General features: G+C 71.1%; 16 protein-coding genes and 1 tRNA gene. 12 read left to right on the forward strand and 5 right to left on the reverse strand.

The features are described 5' to 3' along the window. Positions 1 to 78 precede the first annotated feature (78 nt). The 4 genes from ACIPYW_RS03540 (at position 79) to ACIPYW_RS03555 (ending at position 5645) form a co-directional block, all read left to right on the forward strand. Positions 79 to 1098 carry a LacI family DNA-binding transcriptional regulator gene (locus ACIPYW_RS03540; RefSeq protein WP_290132947.1) on the forward strand — a complete coding sequence of 340 codons (1020 nt, stop codon included), beginning with the start codon at positions 79 to 81 and terminating at the stop codon, positions 1096 to 1098. A gap of 547 nt (positions 1099 to 1645) precedes the next feature. Beyond that, complete coding sequence (gene mmsA, locus ACIPYW_RS03545) at positions 1646 to 3169, forward strand: multiple monosaccharide ABC transporter ATP-binding protein (protein WP_290134156.1); 1524 nt, start codon at positions 1646 to 1648, stop codon at positions 3167 to 3169. Further along, on the forward strand, positions 3166 to 4458 hold the full coding sequence (gene mmsB, locus ACIPYW_RS03550) for a multiple monosaccharide ABC transporter permease (RefSeq protein ID WP_400410770.1): 1293 nt from the start codon (positions 3166 to 3168) through the stop codon (positions 4456 to 4458). Before mmsA ends, mmsB begins: the two co-directional genes overlap by 4 nt. A gap of 83 nt (positions 4459 to 4541) precedes the next feature. Then, positions 4542 to 5645 (forward strand): substrate-binding domain-containing protein, encoded by a 1104-nt coding sequence (locus ACIPYW_RS03555; RefSeq protein ID WP_400410772.1) that lies wholly within the window; start codon positions 4542 to 4544, stop codon positions 5643 to 5645. A 129-nt stretch (positions 5646 to 5774) separates the two neighbouring features. Here ACIPYW_RS03555 and ACIPYW_RS03560 read toward each other — a convergent pair whose 3' ends face one another. The 3 genes from ACIPYW_RS03560 to dcd all read right to left on the reverse strand — a co-directional run bounded on the left by ACIPYW_RS03560 (position 5775) and on the right by dcd (position 7385). Then, complete coding sequence (locus ACIPYW_RS03560) at positions 5775 to 6119, reverse strand: DUF86 domain-containing protein (protein ID WP_400410774.1); 345 nt, start codon at positions 6117 to 6119, stop codon at positions 5775 to 5777. Further along, positions 6116 to 6631, reverse strand: a complete 516-nt coding sequence (locus ACIPYW_RS03565) for a helix-turn-helix domain-containing protein (RefSeq protein WP_400410776.1) — start codon at positions 6629 to 6631, stop codon at positions 6116 to 6118. Before ACIPYW_RS03565 ends, ACIPYW_RS03560 begins: the two co-directional genes overlap by 4 nt. A gap of 166 nt (positions 6632 to 6797) precedes the next feature. Beyond that, on the reverse strand, positions 6798 to 7385 hold the full coding sequence (gene dcd / locus ACIPYW_RS03570; protein ID WP_022903028.1) for a dCTP deaminase: 588 nt from the start codon (positions 7383 to 7385) through the stop codon (positions 6798 to 6800). Positions 7386 to 7465: 80 nt separating this feature from the next. On the opposite strand from dcd, the gene ACIPYW_RS03575 reads away from it, so the two are divergent. Then, on the forward strand, positions 7466 to 8578 hold the full coding sequence (locus ACIPYW_RS03575) for a GNAT family N-acetyltransferase (protein WP_400410778.1): 1113 nt from the start codon (positions 7466 to 7468) through the stop codon (positions 8576 to 8578). A 118-nt stretch (positions 8579 to 8696) separates the two neighbouring features. Continuing rightward, on the forward strand, positions 8697 to 10742 hold the full coding sequence (locus tag ACIPYW_RS03580; protein WP_400410780.1) for a cytochrome c oxidase assembly protein: 2046 nt from the start codon (positions 8697 to 8699) through the stop codon (positions 10740 to 10742). Between the two features lie 196 nt (positions 10743 to 10938). Here the strand turns inward: ACIPYW_RS03580 and ACIPYW_RS03585 are convergent, their stop codons facing one another. Together ACIPYW_RS03585 and ACIPYW_RS03590 are read right to left on the reverse strand one after the other, a co-directional pair. Beyond that, on the reverse strand, positions 10939 to 11250 hold the full coding sequence (locus ACIPYW_RS03585) for a hypothetical protein (protein WP_290132955.1): 312 nt from the start codon (positions 11248 to 11250) through the stop codon (positions 10939 to 10941). A 25-nt stretch (positions 11251 to 11275) separates the two neighbouring features. Then, on the reverse strand, positions 11276 to 12406 hold the full coding sequence (locus ACIPYW_RS03590) for a DUF6177 family protein (RefSeq protein ID WP_400410782.1): 1131 nt from the start codon (positions 12404 to 12406) through the stop codon (positions 11276 to 11278). Positions 12407 to 12618: 212 nt separating this feature from the next. On the opposite strand from ACIPYW_RS03590, the gene ACIPYW_RS03595 reads away from it, so the two are divergent. The 6 genes from ACIPYW_RS03595 (at position 12619) to ACIPYW_RS03620 (ending at position 17781) form a co-directional block, all read left to right on the forward strand. Further along, positions 12619 to 12692 (forward strand) — tRNA-Gly (locus ACIPYW_RS03595). Between the two features lie 58 nt (positions 12693 to 12750). Then, a complete protein-coding gene (locus ACIPYW_RS03600) occupies positions 12751 to 13350 on the forward strand; it encodes an RNA polymerase sigma factor (RefSeq protein WP_400410784.1) in 600 nt (199 codons plus the stop codon). Further along, positions 13347 to 14234, forward strand: a complete 888-nt coding sequence (locus ACIPYW_RS03605) for a hypothetical protein (protein WP_400410786.1) — start codon at positions 13347 to 13349, stop codon at positions 14232 to 14234. The genes ACIPYW_RS03600 and ACIPYW_RS03605 overlap by 4 nt, the downstream gene beginning before the upstream one ends. 196 nt (positions 14235 to 14430) lie before the next feature. Further along, a complete protein-coding gene (locus tag ACIPYW_RS03610; RefSeq protein ID WP_400410788.1) occupies positions 14431 to 15540 on the forward strand; it encodes an FAD-dependent oxidoreductase in 1110 nt (369 codons plus the stop codon). Positions 15541 to 15595: 55 nt separating this feature from the next. Then, positions 15596 to 16615, forward strand: a complete 1020-nt coding sequence (locus tag ACIPYW_RS03615) for a glycerate kinase (protein WP_400410789.1) — start codon at positions 15596 to 15598, stop codon at positions 16613 to 16615. Positions 16616 to 16734: 119 nt separating this feature from the next. Further along, positions 16735 to 17781, forward strand: a complete 1047-nt coding sequence (locus tag ACIPYW_RS03620) for an NAD(P)-dependent alcohol dehydrogenase (RefSeq protein ID WP_400410791.1) — start codon at positions 16735 to 16737, stop codon at positions 17779 to 17781. Positions 17782 to 17972 lie beyond the last annotated feature (191 nt).

The raw sequence follows: 17972 nt of genomic DNA on the forward strand, positions 1-17972 counted from the left end.
GAGGCGTGCATAATGATCAGGCCCGGAATGTGAACGTGCACATCGACGTGCCACGACACCGGGCAGGAATGAGCAGCAATGGCGTCGACGCGAGCACAACAGTCGCGTGCGCCCAGCATCCGCGACGTCGCACGGGTCGCCGGGGTCTCCCACCAGACGGTCTCCCGTGTCCTGAACAACTCCGAGGCGATCCGCGCCGAGACCCGCGACCGGGTCCTCGCCGCGATGGAGCAGTTGCAGTACCGGCCGAACCGGGCCGCGCGGGCGCTGGTGACGAGCCGGACGCACACGATCGGCGTCCTCACGGCACGACGCGCGCACTACGGCCCCGCGGTCGCGCTGCAGGCGATCGAGGACGCGGCGGTGGCGCGCGGGTACAACGTGACGACCTCGACGCTGACCGAGACGACCGACGAGGCGGTGCGGGAGAGCATCCAGCGGCTCCTCGACCTCGACGTCGAGGGGATCGTGGTGATCGCCCCGCAGCAGAAGGTGTTCGACCTCATCGAGGAGCTCGGCATCCGGACGCCGTACGTCACGATGCGGGCCAGCGTCGGCGAGGACCCGACCGCGCTCTGGGTGGACCAGATGGAGGGCGCCCGGCTCGCCACCGCGCACCTGCTCGACCTCGGGCACGAGTACGTCCGGCACATCGCGGGACCCCAGGACTGGATCGAGGCCGACGCCCGGATGCAGGGCTTCCTGCGCGAGATGTCGGACCGCGAGATGCCCGTCGTGGCGCCGATCCTCGGGGACTGGACGGCCGACTTCGGTTACCACGCGGGCCGTGAACTCCTGCGGTGGCGGGACTGCACGGCGGTGTTCTGCTCGAACGACCAGATGGCGCTCGGGCTCGTGCACGCGGCGCGGTCCTACGGCCTGGACGTCCCCGGCGACCTCTCGGTGGTGGGCTACGACGACATCCCCGAGGCGAAGCACTTCTGGCCGCCGCTCACCACCGTGCAGGTCGACTTCGCGGAGCTCGGCCGGCGGTGCGTCGACCTCCTGCTCCCCCGGGACGACGAGCAGCTCCGGCCGATCGACATCGTCCCGCAGCTCGTGGTGCGCGGCTCCACGAGCGCGCCGCGCTCGCGCTGACGCACCGCCCTGACGAGACGTCCCGACCCGGCGGTCCGACGCGACCAACCACCGGCCTGGAGGCGCGGGGGGGGGGCCCCCCCCCCCCCCCCCCCCCGGGGGCCCCCCCCCCCCCCCCCCCGGCGGGGCGGCGGGGGGGGGCCCCCCCCCGCGCCTCCAGGCCGGTGCACGCAGACCCCGCCGACGTGTGCGGACATCCGCAACAGGACGCGGAAGTACCCCACACCGGGGGACGTGGACCGGCGCGTCGCGCCGGATGACGCGGGCCGTTACACAAACGCGACAATCCCGAATTGACAGCATCCGCACACCTGTGCGTAGGATTGCCCCCGTTCCAGCCGATGTGACCGTTCACATGGACCGTCACACGGCCGGGGCACCGGACGCGACAACGAGGTCCACGCAGGTGACTGCGCCCCCGCTGCCGCAGTGTCAACCCGAATGACTGCCGCGCTGGAGCGGCAGAAGGAGATGCACCGTGGCGTCAACCCCACAGGGCCCCGACCTGGCCACCAGGTCGGTGACCGCAGCCGAGACCATCCTCGAGATGCGGTCCATCACCAAGGAGTTCCCGGGCGTGAAGGCCCTCTCCGAGGTGTCGCTCGACGTCCGCGCCGGCGAGATCCACGCGATCTGCGGCGAGAACGGCGCGGGCAAGTCGACCCTCATGAAGGTCCTCTCGGGCGTGTACCCGTACGGCACCTACGAGGGCGAGATCGTCTTCGAGGGCGAAGAGGTCCGCTTCAAGGACATCAAGCAGTCCGAGCAGGCCGGCATCGTGATCATCCACCAGGAGCTCGCGCTGATCCCGGAGCTCTCGATCACCGAGAACCTGTTCCTCGGCAACGAGCCGTCGAAGTTCGGCGTGATCGACTGGACGAGCGCCCAGCTCCGCGCGCAGGACCTGCTCGCGCGCGTCGGCCTCGCCGAGGACCCGGACACGCAGATCAAGAACATCGGCGTCGGCAAGCAGCAGCTCGTGGAGATCGCGAAGGCCCTGCACAAGGACGTCAAGCTCCTCATCCTCGACGAGCCCACCGCCGCGCTGAACGAGAACGACTCCCAGCACCTGCTCGACCTCATCGTCGGGCTGAAGGCGAAGGGCATCTCGAGCATCATCATCAGCCACAAGCTCAACGAGATCGAGCAGATCGCGGACAGCATCACGATCATCCGCGACGGCAAGACGATCGAGACCCTCAACGTGAAGGGCGACGGCGTCAACGAGGACCGCATCATCCGCGGGATGGTCGGCCGGTCGCTCGAGAGCCGCTTCCCGGACCGCACCCCGAAGATCGGCGAGACGTTCTTCGAGGTCCGCAACTGGACCGTGCAGCACCCGCTCGACCCGTCGCGCCTGGTCTGCAAGGGATCGAACTTCCACGTCCGTCGCGGCGAGATCGTCGGCTTCGCGGGCCTCATGGGCGCCGGCCGCACCGAGCTCGCGATGAGCATCTTCGGTCGCTCCTACGGCACCTGGCTCGGCGGCGAGATCGTCAAGGACGGCCGCACGATCGAGGTGAAGAACGTCCAGCAGGCGATCGAGCACGGCATCGGGTACGTCTCCGAGGACCGCAAGGCGCTCGGTCTGAACCTGCTCGACACGGTCAAGCGCAGCACCGTCTCCGCCGACCTGCCGAAGATCTCGAAGGCCGGCGTCGTCGACTCCCTCGAGGAGTACAACGTCGCCGACAAGTACCGGAAGCTGCTCCGCACGAAGGTGCCGACCGTCGAGGAGAACGTCGGGAAGCTCTCCGGCGGGAACCAGCAGAAGGTCGTCCTGTCGAAGTGGATGTTCACCGACCCGGACATCCTGATCCTCGACGAGCCGACCCGCGGCATCGACGTGGGCGCCAAGTTCGAGATCTACGGCATCATCCAGCAGCTCGCGGCGGAGGGGAAGGGCATCATCCTCATCTCGTCCGAGCTCCCCGAACTCCTCGGCCTGTCGGACCGGATCTACACGATCTTCGAGGGCCAGATCACCGCTGACCTCCCGGCCGACCAGGCCGACCCCGAAACCCTCATGCGCAGCATGACCTCCGCGCGGAAGGGCGCCACCGTCTCATGAACAACCTGAAACTGCTCTTCGGCAAGGGCAACAGCATCGGCCAGTACGGCATGATCATCGCGCTCGTCGTGATCGTCGCCTTCTTCTGGTTCACGACGGACGGGCTCATCCTCGAGCCCACCAACGTGATCAACCTGTTCCTGCAGTACTCCTACATCCTCATCCTCGCGCTCGGCATGGTGATGGTGATCATCGCGGGCCACATCGACCTCTCGGTCGGTTCGGTCGCGGCGTTCGTCGGCATCATCGTCGCGCAGTCGATGTCCGTGTGGCACTGGCCGGCCTGGGCCGCGATCATCCTCGGCCTCGCCGTCGGTGCACTCGTCGGTGCCTGGCAGGGCTTCTGGGTGGCGTTCGTCCGGGTCCCCGCGTTCATCGTGACGCTCGCCGGTCAGCTCATCTTCCGCGGTGCGAACCAGATCATCGGCCAGTCCACCTCGGTCCCGACGCCGGACTCGTACAACACGATCGGAGCGGGGTACCTCCCCGACTTCGGCCCGGACTTCGGCTACTCGAACGGCACGCTCCTGCTCGGTCTCGTGACGATCGCGGCGCTCATCATCATCGAGGTGCGCGGTCGCCGTCGTCGCCGCAAGATGCAGGCCGAGGTCCCGCCGCTGTGGGTCTCCGTCGTCCGCACGGGCATCCTCGTCGCCGTCACCCTCGTCGCGACCTACCTGTTCGGCGCCGGCCCGGTCGGCACCTCGGTCCCGATCGTCGCGATCATCCTCGGCGTCCTCACGATCGTGTACGGCTTCATCACGAAGAACACGATCTTCGGACGCCAGGTCTACGCGGTCGGCGGCAACGCCAGCGCCGCGGTCCTGTCCGGCGTCAGCGCCCGCAAGGTCAACTTCTTCGTCATGGCGAACATGTCGGTCCTGGCCGCCGTCGCGGGCATGGTCTTCGTCGGCTACTCGAACGCCTCCGGTCCTGCCGACGGCACCGGTTGGGAGCTCGACGCGATCGCGGCCGTGTTCGTCGGTGGCGCCGCGGTCGCCGGCGGCATCGGCACCATCTCGGGGTCGATCATCGGTGGCCTCGTGATGGCACTCCTGTCGAACGGTCTCCAGCTCATGGGCATCGAGTCGAACAAGGTCCAGATCATCCGTGGTCTCGTCCTCCTCGTCGCGGTCGCCTTCGACGTCTACTCGAAGTCCCAGGGACGCCCGTCGCTGATCGGCGGCATGATGCGGCAGTTCCAGCGGAAGGACACCGAGCAGAACACGGTGGCCGCCCAGCAGCCGCGGTCGATCGACGACCAGCCGGACAAGGTCAACCCCCAGTAGAACGTGGCGCCGGGCGGCCCGTCCGCCCGGCGCACGAACCCCACCACCACAGCACCACCCCTCAACGAAGAGAAAGCAATCTCATGCGCAAGAAGCTCATCGCCGGCATCGGCCTGGCCCTCGTCGCGGGCCTCGCCCTCAGCGGCTGCTCCGCTCGCGGGACCTCCGGTTCGGACTCCGCCAGCACGGAGATCAAGAAGGGTGACCTGATCGGTGTCGCCCTGCCGGCCAAGACCTCGCAGAACTGGGTGCTCGCGGGCGCCGCGTTCGAGAAGTCGATCGAGGACGCCGGCTTCAAGGCCGACATCCAGTACGCCAACGCCGGCAACCCGGTCCCGGACCAGCAGTCGCAGATCTCGGGCATGGTCACCAAGGGCGCGAAGGTCGTCATCATCGGCGCCGCCGACGGTTCGCAGCTCGGCTCGCAGGTGAAGGCCGCCAAGGCGAAGGGCGTCACCGTCATCGCCTGGGACCGCAACATCCTGAACACCAAGGACGTCGACTACTACGTGGCGTTCAACAACTACAAGGTCGGCCAGCTGCAGGCGCAGGCACTCCTCGACGGCCTCAAGGCCGAGAAGGGTGACGGCCCCTACAACATCGAGCTGTTCGCCGGTTCGGCGGACGACGCGAACGCGACGGTCTTCTTCAACGGCGCGATGAACGTGCTCGAGCCGAAGATCAAGGACGGCACGGTCAAGGTCGTGTCCGGCCAGGAGACGTTCCAGAAGGTCCAGACCAAGGGTTGGCTCGCGCAGAACGCCCAGTCGCGCATGACCGACCTGCTGTCGCAGTACTACTCGGGTGACACCAAGCTCGACGGCGTCCTGTCGCCGAACGACACCCTCGCCCGTGCGATCCTCACCGCGACGAAGGCGGCCGGCAAGCCGAACCCCGTCGTCACCGGCCAGGACTCGGAGACCGCGTCGATCCCGCTCATCATGAAGGGCACGCAGTACTCGACGATCTACAAGAACACCACCGAGGAGGCGCAGGCCGCCATCGACCTGGTGTCCGACCTCGCGAAGGGCAACAAGCCCGACACCAAGATCGACAAGACGAACAACTACAACGGCGTCAAGACGGTCCCGGCGATCGAGCTCACCCCGATCCTCGTCACCAAGGAGAACGCGGTCGAGGCCTACAAGGGCAACGACACCCTCGAGGAGCTCGCCAAGAAGGGCTGATTCCCCTCGGCACACAGCACACGGACGGCCCCGTCTCGCACTCGCGAGACGGGGCCGTCCCGCGCTCGGCGACGGGACCGGACGACGGCCTGGAGGGTCGGTGCGGGCCCGCGCCGTCCCTCCAGGCCGTCACGTGGTCGCGTCGTCGACGTGCGCCGCCCGCAGGCGGCGAGCCGCGGCGCACAGGTGCGGCACGTCGGTCCGCGCCGTCCCGAAGACGACCGTCGGGGTCGTGTCGAAGTACCGGCGGGTGAGCCGTTCCGCGAGCAGCGACACCTTCGCCCACGGGATGCTCGGTTCGGAGGCGGTCACCTCTCCCGGGAGCATCCGCACCGCCTCCCCGATCTCGACCAGTCGCATCCGGACCGCGTCGTACACGAGGTGTTCCGGCAGCCCGTCGTCGCTGACGTACTCGCCGATCACCCCGCACGCCCGGATCACGTCGTCCAGGCGTTCACCCGTCCCCCGGGTCACAGCGGGATCGCCTCGCGCACGACCTTCGGGTCCATCCCCGCGGCGTCCACGACGTCGACCCGGGTCCCGAGCAGCTGTTCGGCCTCGTCCTGGATCCGCATCAGCGCGAAGATGCCGAGCCCGCGCCGGAGGTCGACCATGAGGTCGACGTCGCTCCCCGGCCCGTCCTCCCCGCGCGCGACACTGCCGAAGATCCGCGGGTTGCGTCCACCGAGCCGCCGCACGATGGCGTGGAGCTCGTTCCGCGCAGCGGCCACCCGTTCCCGCAGGGGCGGCGGCTCCTCGACGGGTTCGAGCTCGATCGACGCGGTGAAGCCGGCGGCGAGCAGCAGCCGCTGCAGTGCGGCGAGCGAGGGCTCCCGGCGACCGTTCTCGTAGGTGCTGATGACGCTCTGGGTGACACCGGCCCGGACGGCGAGCTGCACCTGTGTCAGCTCGGCGCGGACGCGGGCGTCACGGATGAGCTCGGCCGCCGAGACCGGCGGCGCGGGCCTGGGGAGGACTGCGGACATGCGGCCACGATACACAGAATGCGAAATTTGCCGGCCCATGTACTGCGGTTCGCCACAACCACGTGCGGGGATTGCTCCTGCTATATAGCGGTGCGTCGTTGGTCCGCGGTCCGCGCGGGTCTCCGTGGGCGCACCAGGCGTGCTGACGCGAGCCTGCGCGGGCGGCTCAGTCGCGGGTCGAGACGTCCGTGCGGTGGAAGTTCTGCGCCGAGCGCGACGCCGTCGGTCCGCGCTGCCCCTGGTACCGCGACTGGTACTCGGCCGACCCGTACGGCTTCTCCGCGGGGCTGGACAGCTGGAAGAAGCAGAGCTGGCCGATCTTCATGCCCGGCCAGAGCTTGATGGGCAGGGTAGCGACGTTCGACAGCTCGAGCGTCACGTGCCCGGAGAACCCGGGGTCGATGAAACCAGCCGTGGAGTGGGTCAGCAGCCCCAGACGCCCGAGCGAGCTCTTGCCCTCGAGCCGTGCCGCGATGTCGTCCGGCAGGCTCACGACCTCGAACGTCGATCCGAGCACGAACTCCCCCGGGTGCAGGACGAACGCCTCGTCCGGGTCGGTCTCCACCAGGCGCGTGAGTTCCGGCTGGTCCTCCGCCGGGTCGATGTGCGGGTACTTGTGGTTGTCGAACAACCGGAAGTACTTGTCGAGCCGGACGTCGATGCTCGACGGCTGCACGAGCGACGCGTCGTACGGGTCGAGACCGATGCGGCCGTCGGCGAGCTGGGCGGTGATGTCGCGGTCGGAGAGCAGCACGCTGGAAGCCTAGCGGCCGGTCGTCCGCGTCGATATCCTGTGAGGCTGCCCAGGTCCGGGCGGCGAACGGGAGCAGGACGATGACCACCGCAGGCCGACCGCCGTACACCGTCGAGGAACTCGACGTCCCCACGACGATGGACGACGACGCCCGACGCGTCGACGCCTTCCGTGCCTGGCTCGACGTGTCCGACCGCGCCGAGGCGGACGTCCACGGGCTGACCGAGCTCGCCTGGACCGCGGAGGAGTACCTCCCGCAGTGCCACACCCCCGGGGCGCCGAGTCGGCTGTTCGTGGCACGGGACACCGCCGGGACGGTCGTCGGCTCGGCGTCGTACGACTCGAAGGACGAACCGGGGACCACGAACTGCTGGCTCGCCGTCGGCGTCGACCCTGCACACCAGGGCCGCGGGATCGGCACCCTGCTCGCCGACCGGGTCGAGCAGGTCGCGCGGGACGAGGGCCGCACGCAGTGGAAGACGTACGCGGTGTCGCGCCAGGTCGGCCCGGGGGCCGGCGACGGGTTCCTGCAGGCACCGACCGGGTACGGTGCCGTCCCCGCGGACGAGGCCGCGGTCCGCTTCCTCCAGGGTCGCGGGTGGCGCTTCGGCCAGGTGAACCGGATCAGCCGACTCGCGCTGCCCGCCGACGCCTCGGTCGTCGCCGTCCTCAGGGAGCGCGCGGCCGGTGCCGCGGGTGACGCGTACCGCGTGCACGCCTGGACCGGTCGGACGCCGGAGCGGTGGCTCGACGGCGTCGCACTGCTGCACACCCGGATGTCGACCGACGCTCCGGAGGGTGACATGGAGGAGCCGGAGGACGTCTGGGACGCCGACCGTCTCCGCGAGCAGGAGGCCGAGCTCGAGCGGGCGCCGCGGACGATGGTGACGATCGCCGTGGAGCACGCGGACTCCGGCGTGCTCGTCGGGTTCACGCAGCTGGCCGTCCCGGACGCCCCGGAGCGCGCGGTCATGCAGTGGGACACCCTCGTGCTGCGGGAGCACCGCGGACACCGGCTCGGGTGGCTGCTCAAGGTGGAGGGCATCGCGTTCGTCGAGCGGGAGTTCCCCGGACACCCGTCGATCGTCACGTTCAACGCCGAGGAGAACCGGCCGATGCTCGACGTGAACGAGGCCGTCGGCTTCGTCGGCGTCGGCAGCGAGGGCATCTGGGAGCACCGCGACCAGGGCTGAGCCGGCACCACGACCCGACGGGGCGGGTGGTGTCCCGGACCCGGCCTGAGCCGGACCGCAGCCGGTGCGGCGGACGCACACCGTGCCTCCCTGCCGACTCGCCTACCATGGGACGGTCATGACCGTCACGTCCTCCGCACCCCCGTCCGGAGGCGCGGCGCCGGAATCGGCGCCCGTCACCGCGCGCACGTCCACCGTCGCGACGGTCCTCGTCGTCGCCGTCCCGCTCGCCGCGGCCTGCGCCGTGCTCGGGATGGTCGTCACCGGGGCCTTCGGCTCCGACCAGCAGCTCGTCTCCGCCGGTGACCTCGTGACCTACGGCCTGCCGATCGCGCGTGCCGTGCACGACACGATGGCCGCCGTCACCATCGGACTCCTCATCGTCGCGGCGTTCGCGCTCCCGGCCCGCAAGCAGGACCACGGGGCGGTCTCGAGCGTGCAGCACCGGGCGACCCGGTGGGCCGCGGCGACCGGCGGCGTGTGGTTCCTCGCCGCGGTCGTGAGCATCGTCCTCACCGGGGCGAACACGCTCGGTGTCCCGCTTTCGTCACCGGTGTTCGCCCGGAACTTCCTGCTCTTCGCGTTCCAGGTCGAGATCGGTCAGGCACTCGTCGTCTCCGCGGTCGCGATCCTCGCCGCGACCGTCGTCGCCGCGTTCGCCACCCGGGTGACGACCCTCGCCGTGGCGACCGTCCTCGCCCTGTTCGCGCTGCTGCCGCTGGCGCTCTCGGGGCACGCCGCCGGGTCGCTCGAGCACGCGAACGCGGTGAACTCGCTCGCGGTGCACCTCGTCGGGGTGTGCGTCTGGGCCGGCGGACTCGTCGCCGTGCTGCTGCTCCGCACCCGGACGAAGGGCGCGACCGGCCGGGTCGTGTCGCGCTACTCGACGCTCGCCGGGTGGTCGTTCGCCGCGGTGGCGTTCTCGGGCATCGTCAACGCGTCGCTGCGGCTGACCGGCCCGCTCGACCTGTTCACGACGACGTACGGCTGGCTGATCACCACCAAGGCCGTGATCCTCGTGCTGCTCGGCCTCGCCGGGATCGTGCAGCGCCGTCGCCTCGTGCCGGCACTCCTCCACTCGCCGCTCGACCGCCGTTCGTTCACCCGCTTCGCCCTCGCCGAGATCGTGTTCATGGCCGTGGCGATCGGCGTCTCGGTCGCGGTGTCGCGCTCGCAGCCGCCGATCCCGCAGACGCCGGAGACCGGGGACGACACCCGCTCCGGGCTCATCGGCTACCCGTACCCGCCGACCCAGACCCTGCACACGTACTTCACCGAGTGGCACTGGGACTGGGTGTGGGCAGCCCTCGCCGTGACCGGTGCCGGCTGGTACCTGCTCGCGGTGCGGAAGCTCCGGAAGCGTGGGGACAAGTGGCCCGTCGGGCGCACGATCGCCTGGCTGATCGGGTGCGCGCTCTTCGTCTGGACGACCTCGGGCGGCCCGGCCGTCTACGGGATGATCCACTTCTCGTCGCACATGGTGCAGCACATGCTGCTCATGATGTTCGTGCCGCTGCCGCTCGTCCTCGGCGGCCCGGTGCTGCTCGCCCTCCGGACGCTGCCGGTGCGCAACGACGGCTCACGCGGGGCCCGCGAGTGGCTCATGCTCTTCGTGCACTCCCGCTACATGCAGTTCATGGCGAAGCCCGCGGTCGCCGGGGTCATCTTCGCCGGCTCCCTCGTGGTGTTCTACTTCACGCCCGCGTTCGAGTACGCGATGCAGTCGCACGAGTGGCACGTCGTGATGGTCGTGCACTTCGTCCTCAGCGGGTACCTCTTCTTCTGGGTCTTCGTCGGCATCGACCCCGGCCCCGCCCGCCCGCAGTACCCGATCCTCATCATCGCCCTGCTCGCGACGCTGGCCTTCCACGCGTTCTTCGGCGTCGCGGTGATGACCTCGGCGTCGGTGTTCGCGTCCGACTGGTTCCATGCGCTCGGGCAGACGAACGACGCGGCGCTCCTGGCCGACCAGCACACGGGCGGCGGGATCGCGTGGGGTGCGGGTGAGCTGCCGATGGTGTTCGTCGCGCTGCTCGTGGTGCGGAACTGGGTCCGGTCGGATGCGCGGGACGCCAGGCGTCTCGACCGCAAGGCCGACCGCGACGGGGACGCCGACCTCAAGGCGTACAACGATCGGCTCGCGGCGCTGCGCGACCGCGACTGAGCGGCGGCAGGCGGAGGCGCGGGTGGGTGCGCCCGGTGCGCCCGGTGCGCCCGGTGCGTCCGGCGCGCTTCGCGTTCGCACAACCAAAGTCGACCCGAACCGCGCTTTCCCGTGGTGTCGATGGACTTTGGTTGTGCGCCGACGGCCGCGGCGGCCGCGGCGGCGCAGCGCCCGGCGGCGCCGCCGCGCCGGCGCGTCAGTCGCCGTGCACGAGGCACACGGCGTCGAGGTCCATCGCCGCCTCGAGCGCCGCGGAGATCCCTGACTCGCCGTCCGGCCCCGCGGGGGTCACCACGTCCACCCACCACAGCGGCACCTCGAGCGTCGGAGCTTCCGGCAGGATCCGCTCGACCTCGTCGAAGGCGTCGACCCGTCGGACACCGAGCACCGTCAGCACCGGGTGCGTCGCGTCACGGCAGACCTGCATCACCGGCCCGTCGTCGAGCGCACGCACACCCCACGTCTCGTCGTGCAGCAGCAGCGCCTCGGCCACGTCGCGGATCTCCACGGGCCGACGACAGAGGAGGGTCACCTCACGCGGCACCGGGACCTCCGCTGACCGGTGCTCCCACGTGCCCGTCCTCGTGCGCCGGGTCGAGCGGAGCGCCGCCGACGAGCTGCAGGAAGCGGTCTTCGTCGATGCGGTCGAGGAACGCTTCGAGCGCCTCCCACCCGTGCTCGAACCGGACGATGAGCCCGGCGTCGCCGCCGGACCCGGTGGACCTGGCGGAATCGGCGTCTCCGGTGGAACCATCGGACGCGTCCGAGCCCGCGGACGCAGCGGTCCCGAACGTCGTGGTCGACGTGTGCGGCGGCGGCCACTCCCCGTCGCGGTCCAGGAACGCGGTGGCCTCGGGTCCGACGACCACCGCGAGTGGCGACGGCTCGCCGTGGGAGACCGCCCGCACGAGGTGGTCCGCGTCACCGCGACGCTGCATGACGACGCCGAACACCGGCTCCACCTCGTCGGCGACCCGCTGGACGGCGTCGAACAGACGTGGGGCGAGCGACGGGTCGGCGTGCTCCTCCGGCACCGTGAGCACCGCCGACATGGTCTCGATCACGACCCCGTCCTGCAGGTGCGCGGTCATCGTCGCCGAGAACCCGTCGCCGATCGCGTACGAGGTGGAGACGCCCGGCGCCTCGTGCTTCGCGTACTGCGTCACGACCCAGCGGTCCCACGGCACGGTCAGCGGCTCGGCGGTCCCCCAGCGGGTCGGACACGCACCGACGGTGTCGCAGAGCGCCTCGATCGCGGAGCCCATGTCGACCGCCCGCCCCGCGTGGTGTCGGAGTGTGAGGTCGATGCTGATCTGCCGCACCGAGTCCGACGACACCGGGTGCTCCGGCGACGGCGTCCCGACGAGCTCCGGTCCGCGTCGGACGAAGTCCTCGACGCCGGTCGCCGCCGCGCCGGTGCGTCCGTCACGCACCGACCCGTCGAGGTCGGTGACCGCCCACGCCGCCCCGTGCGCACCGAGTGCGTGGCGCACGGCCGGGGTCAGGGCTGCGCCGGCCCCGGTGCGGAGCACGACCATCCGGCCGGCGGCGGAGGCGCGGCGGAGCAGGGAGGCGAAGGCGTCGGTCAGCCACACCACCGACGAAGCGGAGTCCACAACGATCGCTGAACCGACCACGTCGTCGATGAGGGGATGCCTGACCATCCGGTTCCTCCTCGGTCGTCCTGCCGCTCGGGTCCCCCTGGACGGTACACACGAGGGCGACACCTGTCCGTCACGCCGGTGGGCTCACAGCGCCTACACGGACACGGCCGGGAGGGACGGATCACCGCCGCCGCGGAGACTCCCGGAGCGCGTTCGGCTGGCTTCCAGCGGAGAATCCGGTAGGGTTGTCGACGTCCCGCTGAGCGGGATGCGCGAGTGTAGTTCAATGGTAGAACTCCAGCTTCCCAAGCTGGTAGCGCGGGTTCGATTCCCGTCACTCGCTCCACCTTCTCTCGTCTGCGTCGTGGTCGGAACCGATCGACGACCTGCGGACACTACGAGACATGAACCAGACCACGGGGGACCGGGCCGACGGCGACCGGGCCGATGGTGACCGAGCCGACGGTGACCGAGCCGACTGGGCACTGAGCGCCGCCGGGGACGGACAAGCGTTCGGACGGGTCTTCGACCGACACGCTCCACGGCTCCGTCGCCACGCGATCCGACTCGTCCCCACGCCCACGGACGCAGACGACGTCGTCGCCGTCACGTTCCTCGAAGCATGGCGACGCCGCGACCACGTGCGGTTCGTCGACGACTCGCTGCTGCCGTGGTTGCTCGTGACCGCGACGAACACGGCGCACAACGTCACCCGCGCGAGCACGAGGCACCGCCGCTTCCTCGCGCGGTTCCCGGTCGACGACCCGGCACCCGACCCCGCCGACGGGTTCACCGACGGCGACGCCGTGTCCGCGATGCGGGGACTCGCCCTCGCCGACCAGCGTGTCCTCACGCTCTGCGTCGTCGAGGGGCTCTCCGAACGCGAGGCGGCCGCCGCACTCGGCGTGCCACCAGGGACCGTCAAGTCCCGACTCCACCGGGCCAAGGCCCGACTCCACCAGCGGTACACACGCACGGCAGAATCCCTCGGAGGCGCACTGTGAAGGACGACATCTCTCCCCGCCTGACCGCGATGCGCGACGCGCTCGTCAGCGAGGTCGCCTCGACCAGGACGGCTCCTGGTCCCCGTCGCCGACCGACGAGGGGAACGGTCGTCGCGGTCGCCGTGGCGTTCCTCGCCGGCGGCGCGCTCACCGGTGGACTCACCGCCGCGGCGCTCCCCGGCAACGACCCCGACGCCGCGGTGGAGACGATGCTGTCCACCACGGCGAGGTACATGGTCGAGGAGGTGGACCACGGCGCCGCGCTCGGGACACCGACGTTCCGGACCGCCCACGGGGACTCGAGCACCACGCTCACGCACCGCCCGACCGGGGCCGACCGTGTCGTGGTGGCGTGGGCCTGCACCGACGGCGACGCTCCGTCCGTCGAGGTCGCCGGCGAGCCCGTCGTGGGAGGGGTCTGCGGCCGCGGTGATGCTGCAGCCGACCGGATCGGCTGGGGAACCGCAGCGGTGCCGACTTCCGGTGACGCCACCGTGACGGTCGGGGCGGGCGACGCCGACCGGTACGCGCTCTGGGTCTCGTGGGCGAGGTCCCCGAAGATCGCGGCAGCGTCGGCGCAGCAGCAGGCCGAGACCGCGGACGGGGTCGTCACGCTCGACGAGTACCGGACCGCCTTCAACCGGCTCGCTGCGTGCCAGGCGCAGGCCGGGCAGCCGATGGGCGAGGTCCCGCTGCTCTGGTACGCGGACGGCATCTGGAACTCCGACGGGCACGGGGCGGGGCCCTGGTACTCCTACGCGCTGCCGTCCACCGCGACCGACGTCTTCGACACGCAGTGCTTCCCGCGAGAGTTCGCGGACGTCGACGCCCTCTGGCAAGCAGAGCACCCGGAGCCCGACGAGCCGTCCCCCGCGGCGGGCTGATCGAGGACGACCCCGGGTCAGCGAACGGCCGCGCTCGCCCAGCCCCGCCGGGCCAGCGCGGCAACGACCCCGAGGTACGGCACCGCAGTCAGGACCGTCGTCATCGCGAGCGCCGACGCACGAGTGTGGCAGACGTGTCCCGCTCGGCGCCATCCCGGACGTGCGACCTCCGACGGAGCCGCACTACGCTCGCCCCATGCCCGCCCACGAGCCCGCACCGGTCCACCTCGTCATCGGCGGCGGGGTCGTCGGCGCAGCAACGGCCTACGCCCTCACCGCCCGCGGCGAGCGCGTCGTCCTCGTCGAGCAGCACGGCCGCGGGCACGACCGGGGCTCGTCGCACGGAGCCACGCGGATCTTCCGGCAGGGCTACACCGATGCCGAGTACGTCGCCCTGACGACCCGGGCGCTCGCACGCTGGGACGCGCTCGAGGCGCGTGCGGGCAGACAGCTCCTCGACCGGACCGGCGCGGTGGACCACGGACGGCCGGAGGTGGTCGACGCCATCGCCGCGGCACTGGGCGACGCGGGCATCCCCCACGAGACGCTCACGCCGGAGCAGGCGGCCGAGCGCTGGCCCGGCATCGCGTTCGAGGGGCACGTGCTCACCCACGCCACCGCCGGACGCATCCGCTCCGCCGAGGCGATCGAGGCGTTCCTGACGCTCGCCGAGGCCACCGGGTCAGCGGAGCTCCGGTTCGACACCCGGGTGACGGGCATCGAGGACCACGGCGACGAACTGACGGTGTCGACGAGCGACGGCGCGCGGATCCGCAGCCGGTCGGTGATCGCGGCCACGGGGTCCTGGGCCCCCACGCTGGTCGGTGACCTGCTCGCGCGACGCGGGGCGCGCCTCCCGGCCGTCCGCGTCACCCAGGAGCAGCCGGCCCACTTCCCCAGCCACCTGCCGGACGCGGCGTGGCCGAGCTTCGTGCACTGGGCCGACGGCGACGACGTGTACGGTTTGCTGACCCCGGGCGAGGGCGTGAAGGTGGGCTTCCACGGGACGGGGCCGGTGGTCGACCCCGACCACCGCGACTCCACGCCCGTGCCCGCGGAGGCCGAGCGCCTGCAGGCGTACGTCGCGCGGTACGTCCCCGGTGTCGACGCCTCGAGGCCGACCTTCATCAGCTGTCTCTACGACACGACGCCCGACGAGGACTTCGTCATCGACCGCCGCGGGCCGCTCACCGTCGCGACGGGGTTCTCGGGGCACGGGTTCAAGTTCGCGCCGCTGCTGGGCGAGATGCTCGCGGACCTGGCCCTCGGGGGCCCTCCGCACCCGCGGTTCGCGCTGACCAGCTGACCGGCTGCACGCGACCCGGCTGGTCGCCGCCGAGCCGTCCCACTACGGTGGTCGGGTGCGCATCGTGGTGGCTCCGGACTCGTTCAAGGGCACCGCGACCGCGGCGTCCGTGGCTGCAGCGATCGCCGACGGCTGGCGGACCGAGCGGCCGGACGACGATGTGGTCCTCGCGCCGATGGCCGACGGCGGCGAGGGCACCCTCGATGCGTTCGACACCGCGTTCCCGGGTTCCGTCCGGCAGCCCGTGACCGTCACCGGGCCCGCTGGCACGCCGATCGAGGCCGAGTGGCTGCTCCTCCCCGACGGACGCGGTGTGGTCGAGCTCGCGGCGACGAGCGGCCTGCCGCTGCTCGGCGGCGAGCTGCTGCCCGACACCGCGACCTCGCGGGGCTTCGGCGAGGCGATCGTCACTGCGCTCGACGCCGGCGTGACGGGGCTCGTGCTCGGCATCGGGGGCAGCGCCTCGACCGACGGGGGCGCCTCGGTGCTCGACGTCCTCGCCGACCGGCCGCTCCCCAGCGGAGGCGTGACGGTCCTCACCGACGTCACCTCGCCGCTCGTCGGGCCGACGGGTGCCGCCGCGGTGTTCGGGCCACAGAAGGGCATCGCCCCCGAGCGCGTGGCCGAGTTCGACGCCCGACTGTCGGCGTTCGCCGCACGCCTCCCCCACGTCGACCCGGCGACCCCCGGGGCCGGGGCCGCTGGTGGCGTCGGGTTCGGGCTGCTCGCATGGGGTGCGACCCTCGTGCGCGGTGCGGACGGGGTCGCCGAGGTCCTGAGCCTGCCGGAGCTGCTCGACGGCGCCGACGTCGTGGTCACGGGCGAGGGACGGTTCGACGGGCAGAGCGCGGCGGGCAAGGTGGTCTCGGTCGTGCACGAACTCGTCGGGCAGCACGCACCGGGCGCTCGGGCGATGCTCGTCGCCGGGGCGATCGAGGCTCCGCTGGACGCCTTCGCCGCCGCGGCCTCGCTGACGGTGATCGCGACGCAGACCACGGGTGAGCCGACCGACGCGCTCCGCGACCCGCTGCGGTTCGCGACGATCGCCGGGACCCGACTCGCCCGGATGGCCTGAGAGTTCCTCCAGCAGGGGTGCCCCAGCGTGACCACCCTCGGTGTGGCGCGCTCCAGCAGACTTGGAGTCGGGGCCGGAACCGGCCCCTCCAGCAATCGACCCACCCCACGAGGAGACCATTGCGCACCGTCAACGCCTACGCTGCCCCGTCCGCTACGGAGCCGCTCGTCAAGACCACCATCACCCGCCGCGACCTCGGCCCGAACGACGTCGAGATCGACATCGCCTACGCCGGCATCTGCCACTCGGACATCCACACCGTCCGTGGTGAGTGGGGCGAGATCCAGTACCCGCAGGTCGTCGGTCACGAGATCGTCGGCCACGTCTCCGCCGTCGGCTCCGACGTCACGAAGCACCAGGTCGGCGACCGCGTCGGCGTCGGCTGCATGGTGAACTCCTGCGGCGAGTGCGAGAACTGCGTCAAGGGCGAGGAGCAGTACTGCCTCAAGGGCAACATCCAGACCTACGCGGGCGTCGACCCGGCCGACGGCAGCATCACGCAGGGCGGCTACTCGCAGGCCATCGTGGTGAACGAGGACTTCGTGCTCCGCGTGCCCGAGTCGCTCGACATCGAGAAGGTCGCACCGCTGCTCTGCGCCGGCATCACGACCTACTCGCCGCTGCACCACTGGGGCGTCGGCCCCGGCTCGAAGGTCGCCGTGATCGGCATGGGTGGGCTCGGCCACATGGCGGTGAAGATCGCGGTCGCGCTCGGCGCCGAGGTCACCGTCCTGTCGCAGACCACGTCGAAGCAGGAGGACTCGCTCCGCTACGGCGCGACGGCCCACTACGCGACGAAGGACCCGGAGACGTTCGAGAAGCTCGCGAACTCCTTCGAGCTCATCATCAACACGGTGTCGGCGAAGATCCCGATGGCGTCCTACCTCGGGCTCCTCAAGGTCGACGGCACCATGGTGAACGTCGGCGCCCCGTCGGAGCCGCTCGAGGTCCCGGCGTTCGCGCTCATCCCGCGGCGCCTGAGCTGGGCCGGCTCCGCCATCGGCGGCATCCGCGAGACCCAGGAGATGCTCGACTTCTGCGCCGAGAAGGGCATCCTGCCGGAGACCGAGCTGATCAGCGCGGACCAGATCAACGAGGCGTACGAGCGTGTGCTGTCCTCGGACGTCCGGTACCGCTTCGTGATCGACGCAGCCACGCTCGCCTGAGGCGAGCAAGAGCCGAACTGGAGGCGCGTGGCGGGTCCGCCACGCGCCTCCAGTCCGTCCGGGGCGACCGCCCGTCCGTCCCGGGCGACGGCCCGTCACCGCGCCCGCACCCGCGCGCAGCAGCGCGCCGCCCGTTCATCCGCAGACCGCGTCGGCGTCGTCCGCGGCACGCAACCGGGTCGACGGAGCGG

It is taken from the genome of Curtobacterium sp. NPDC089689, from assembly GCF_044749145.1.
Classification (GTDB): domain Bacteria; phylum Actinomycetota; class Actinomycetes; order Actinomycetales; family Microbacteriaceae; genus Curtobacterium.

Coding starts and splice junctions, on each gene's coding strand:
- ACIPYW_RS03540 (WP_290132947.1), top strand. CDS start 79: ATGGCGTCGACGCGAGCACAACAGTCGCGTGCGCCCAGCATCCGCGAC.
- mmsA (WP_290134156.1), top strand. CDS start 1,646: ATGCGGTCCATCACCAAGGAGTTCCCGGGCGTGAAGGCCCTCTCCGAG.
- mmsB (WP_400410770.1), top strand. CDS start 3,166: ATGAACAACCTGAAACTGCTCTTCGGCAAGGGCAACAGCATCGGCCAG.
- ACIPYW_RS03555 (WP_400410772.1), top strand. CDS start 4,542: ATGCGCAAGAAGCTCATCGCCGGCATCGGCCTGGCCCTCGTCGCGGGC.
- ACIPYW_RS03565 (WP_400410776.1), bottom strand. CDS start 6,631: ATGTCCGCAGTCCTCCCCAGGCCCGCGCCGCCGGTCTCGGCGGCCGAG.
- ACIPYW_RS03575 (WP_400410778.1), top strand. CDS start 7,466: ATGACCACCGCAGGCCGACCGCCGTACACCGTCGAGGAACTCGACGTC.
- ACIPYW_RS03580 (WP_400410780.1), top strand. CDS start 8,697: ATGACCGTCACGTCCTCCGCACCCCCGTCCGGAGGCGCGGCGCCGGAA.
- ACIPYW_RS03590 (WP_400410782.1), bottom strand. CDS start 12,406: ATGGTCAGGCATCCCCTCATCGACGACGTGGTCGGTTCAGCGATCGTT.
- ACIPYW_RS03600 (WP_400410784.1), top strand. CDS start 12,751: ATGAACCAGACCACGGGGGACCGGGCCGACGGCGACCGGGCCGATGGT.
- ACIPYW_RS03610 (WP_400410788.1), top strand. CDS start 14,431: ATGCCCGCCCACGAGCCCGCACCGGTCCACCTCGTCATCGGCGGCGGG.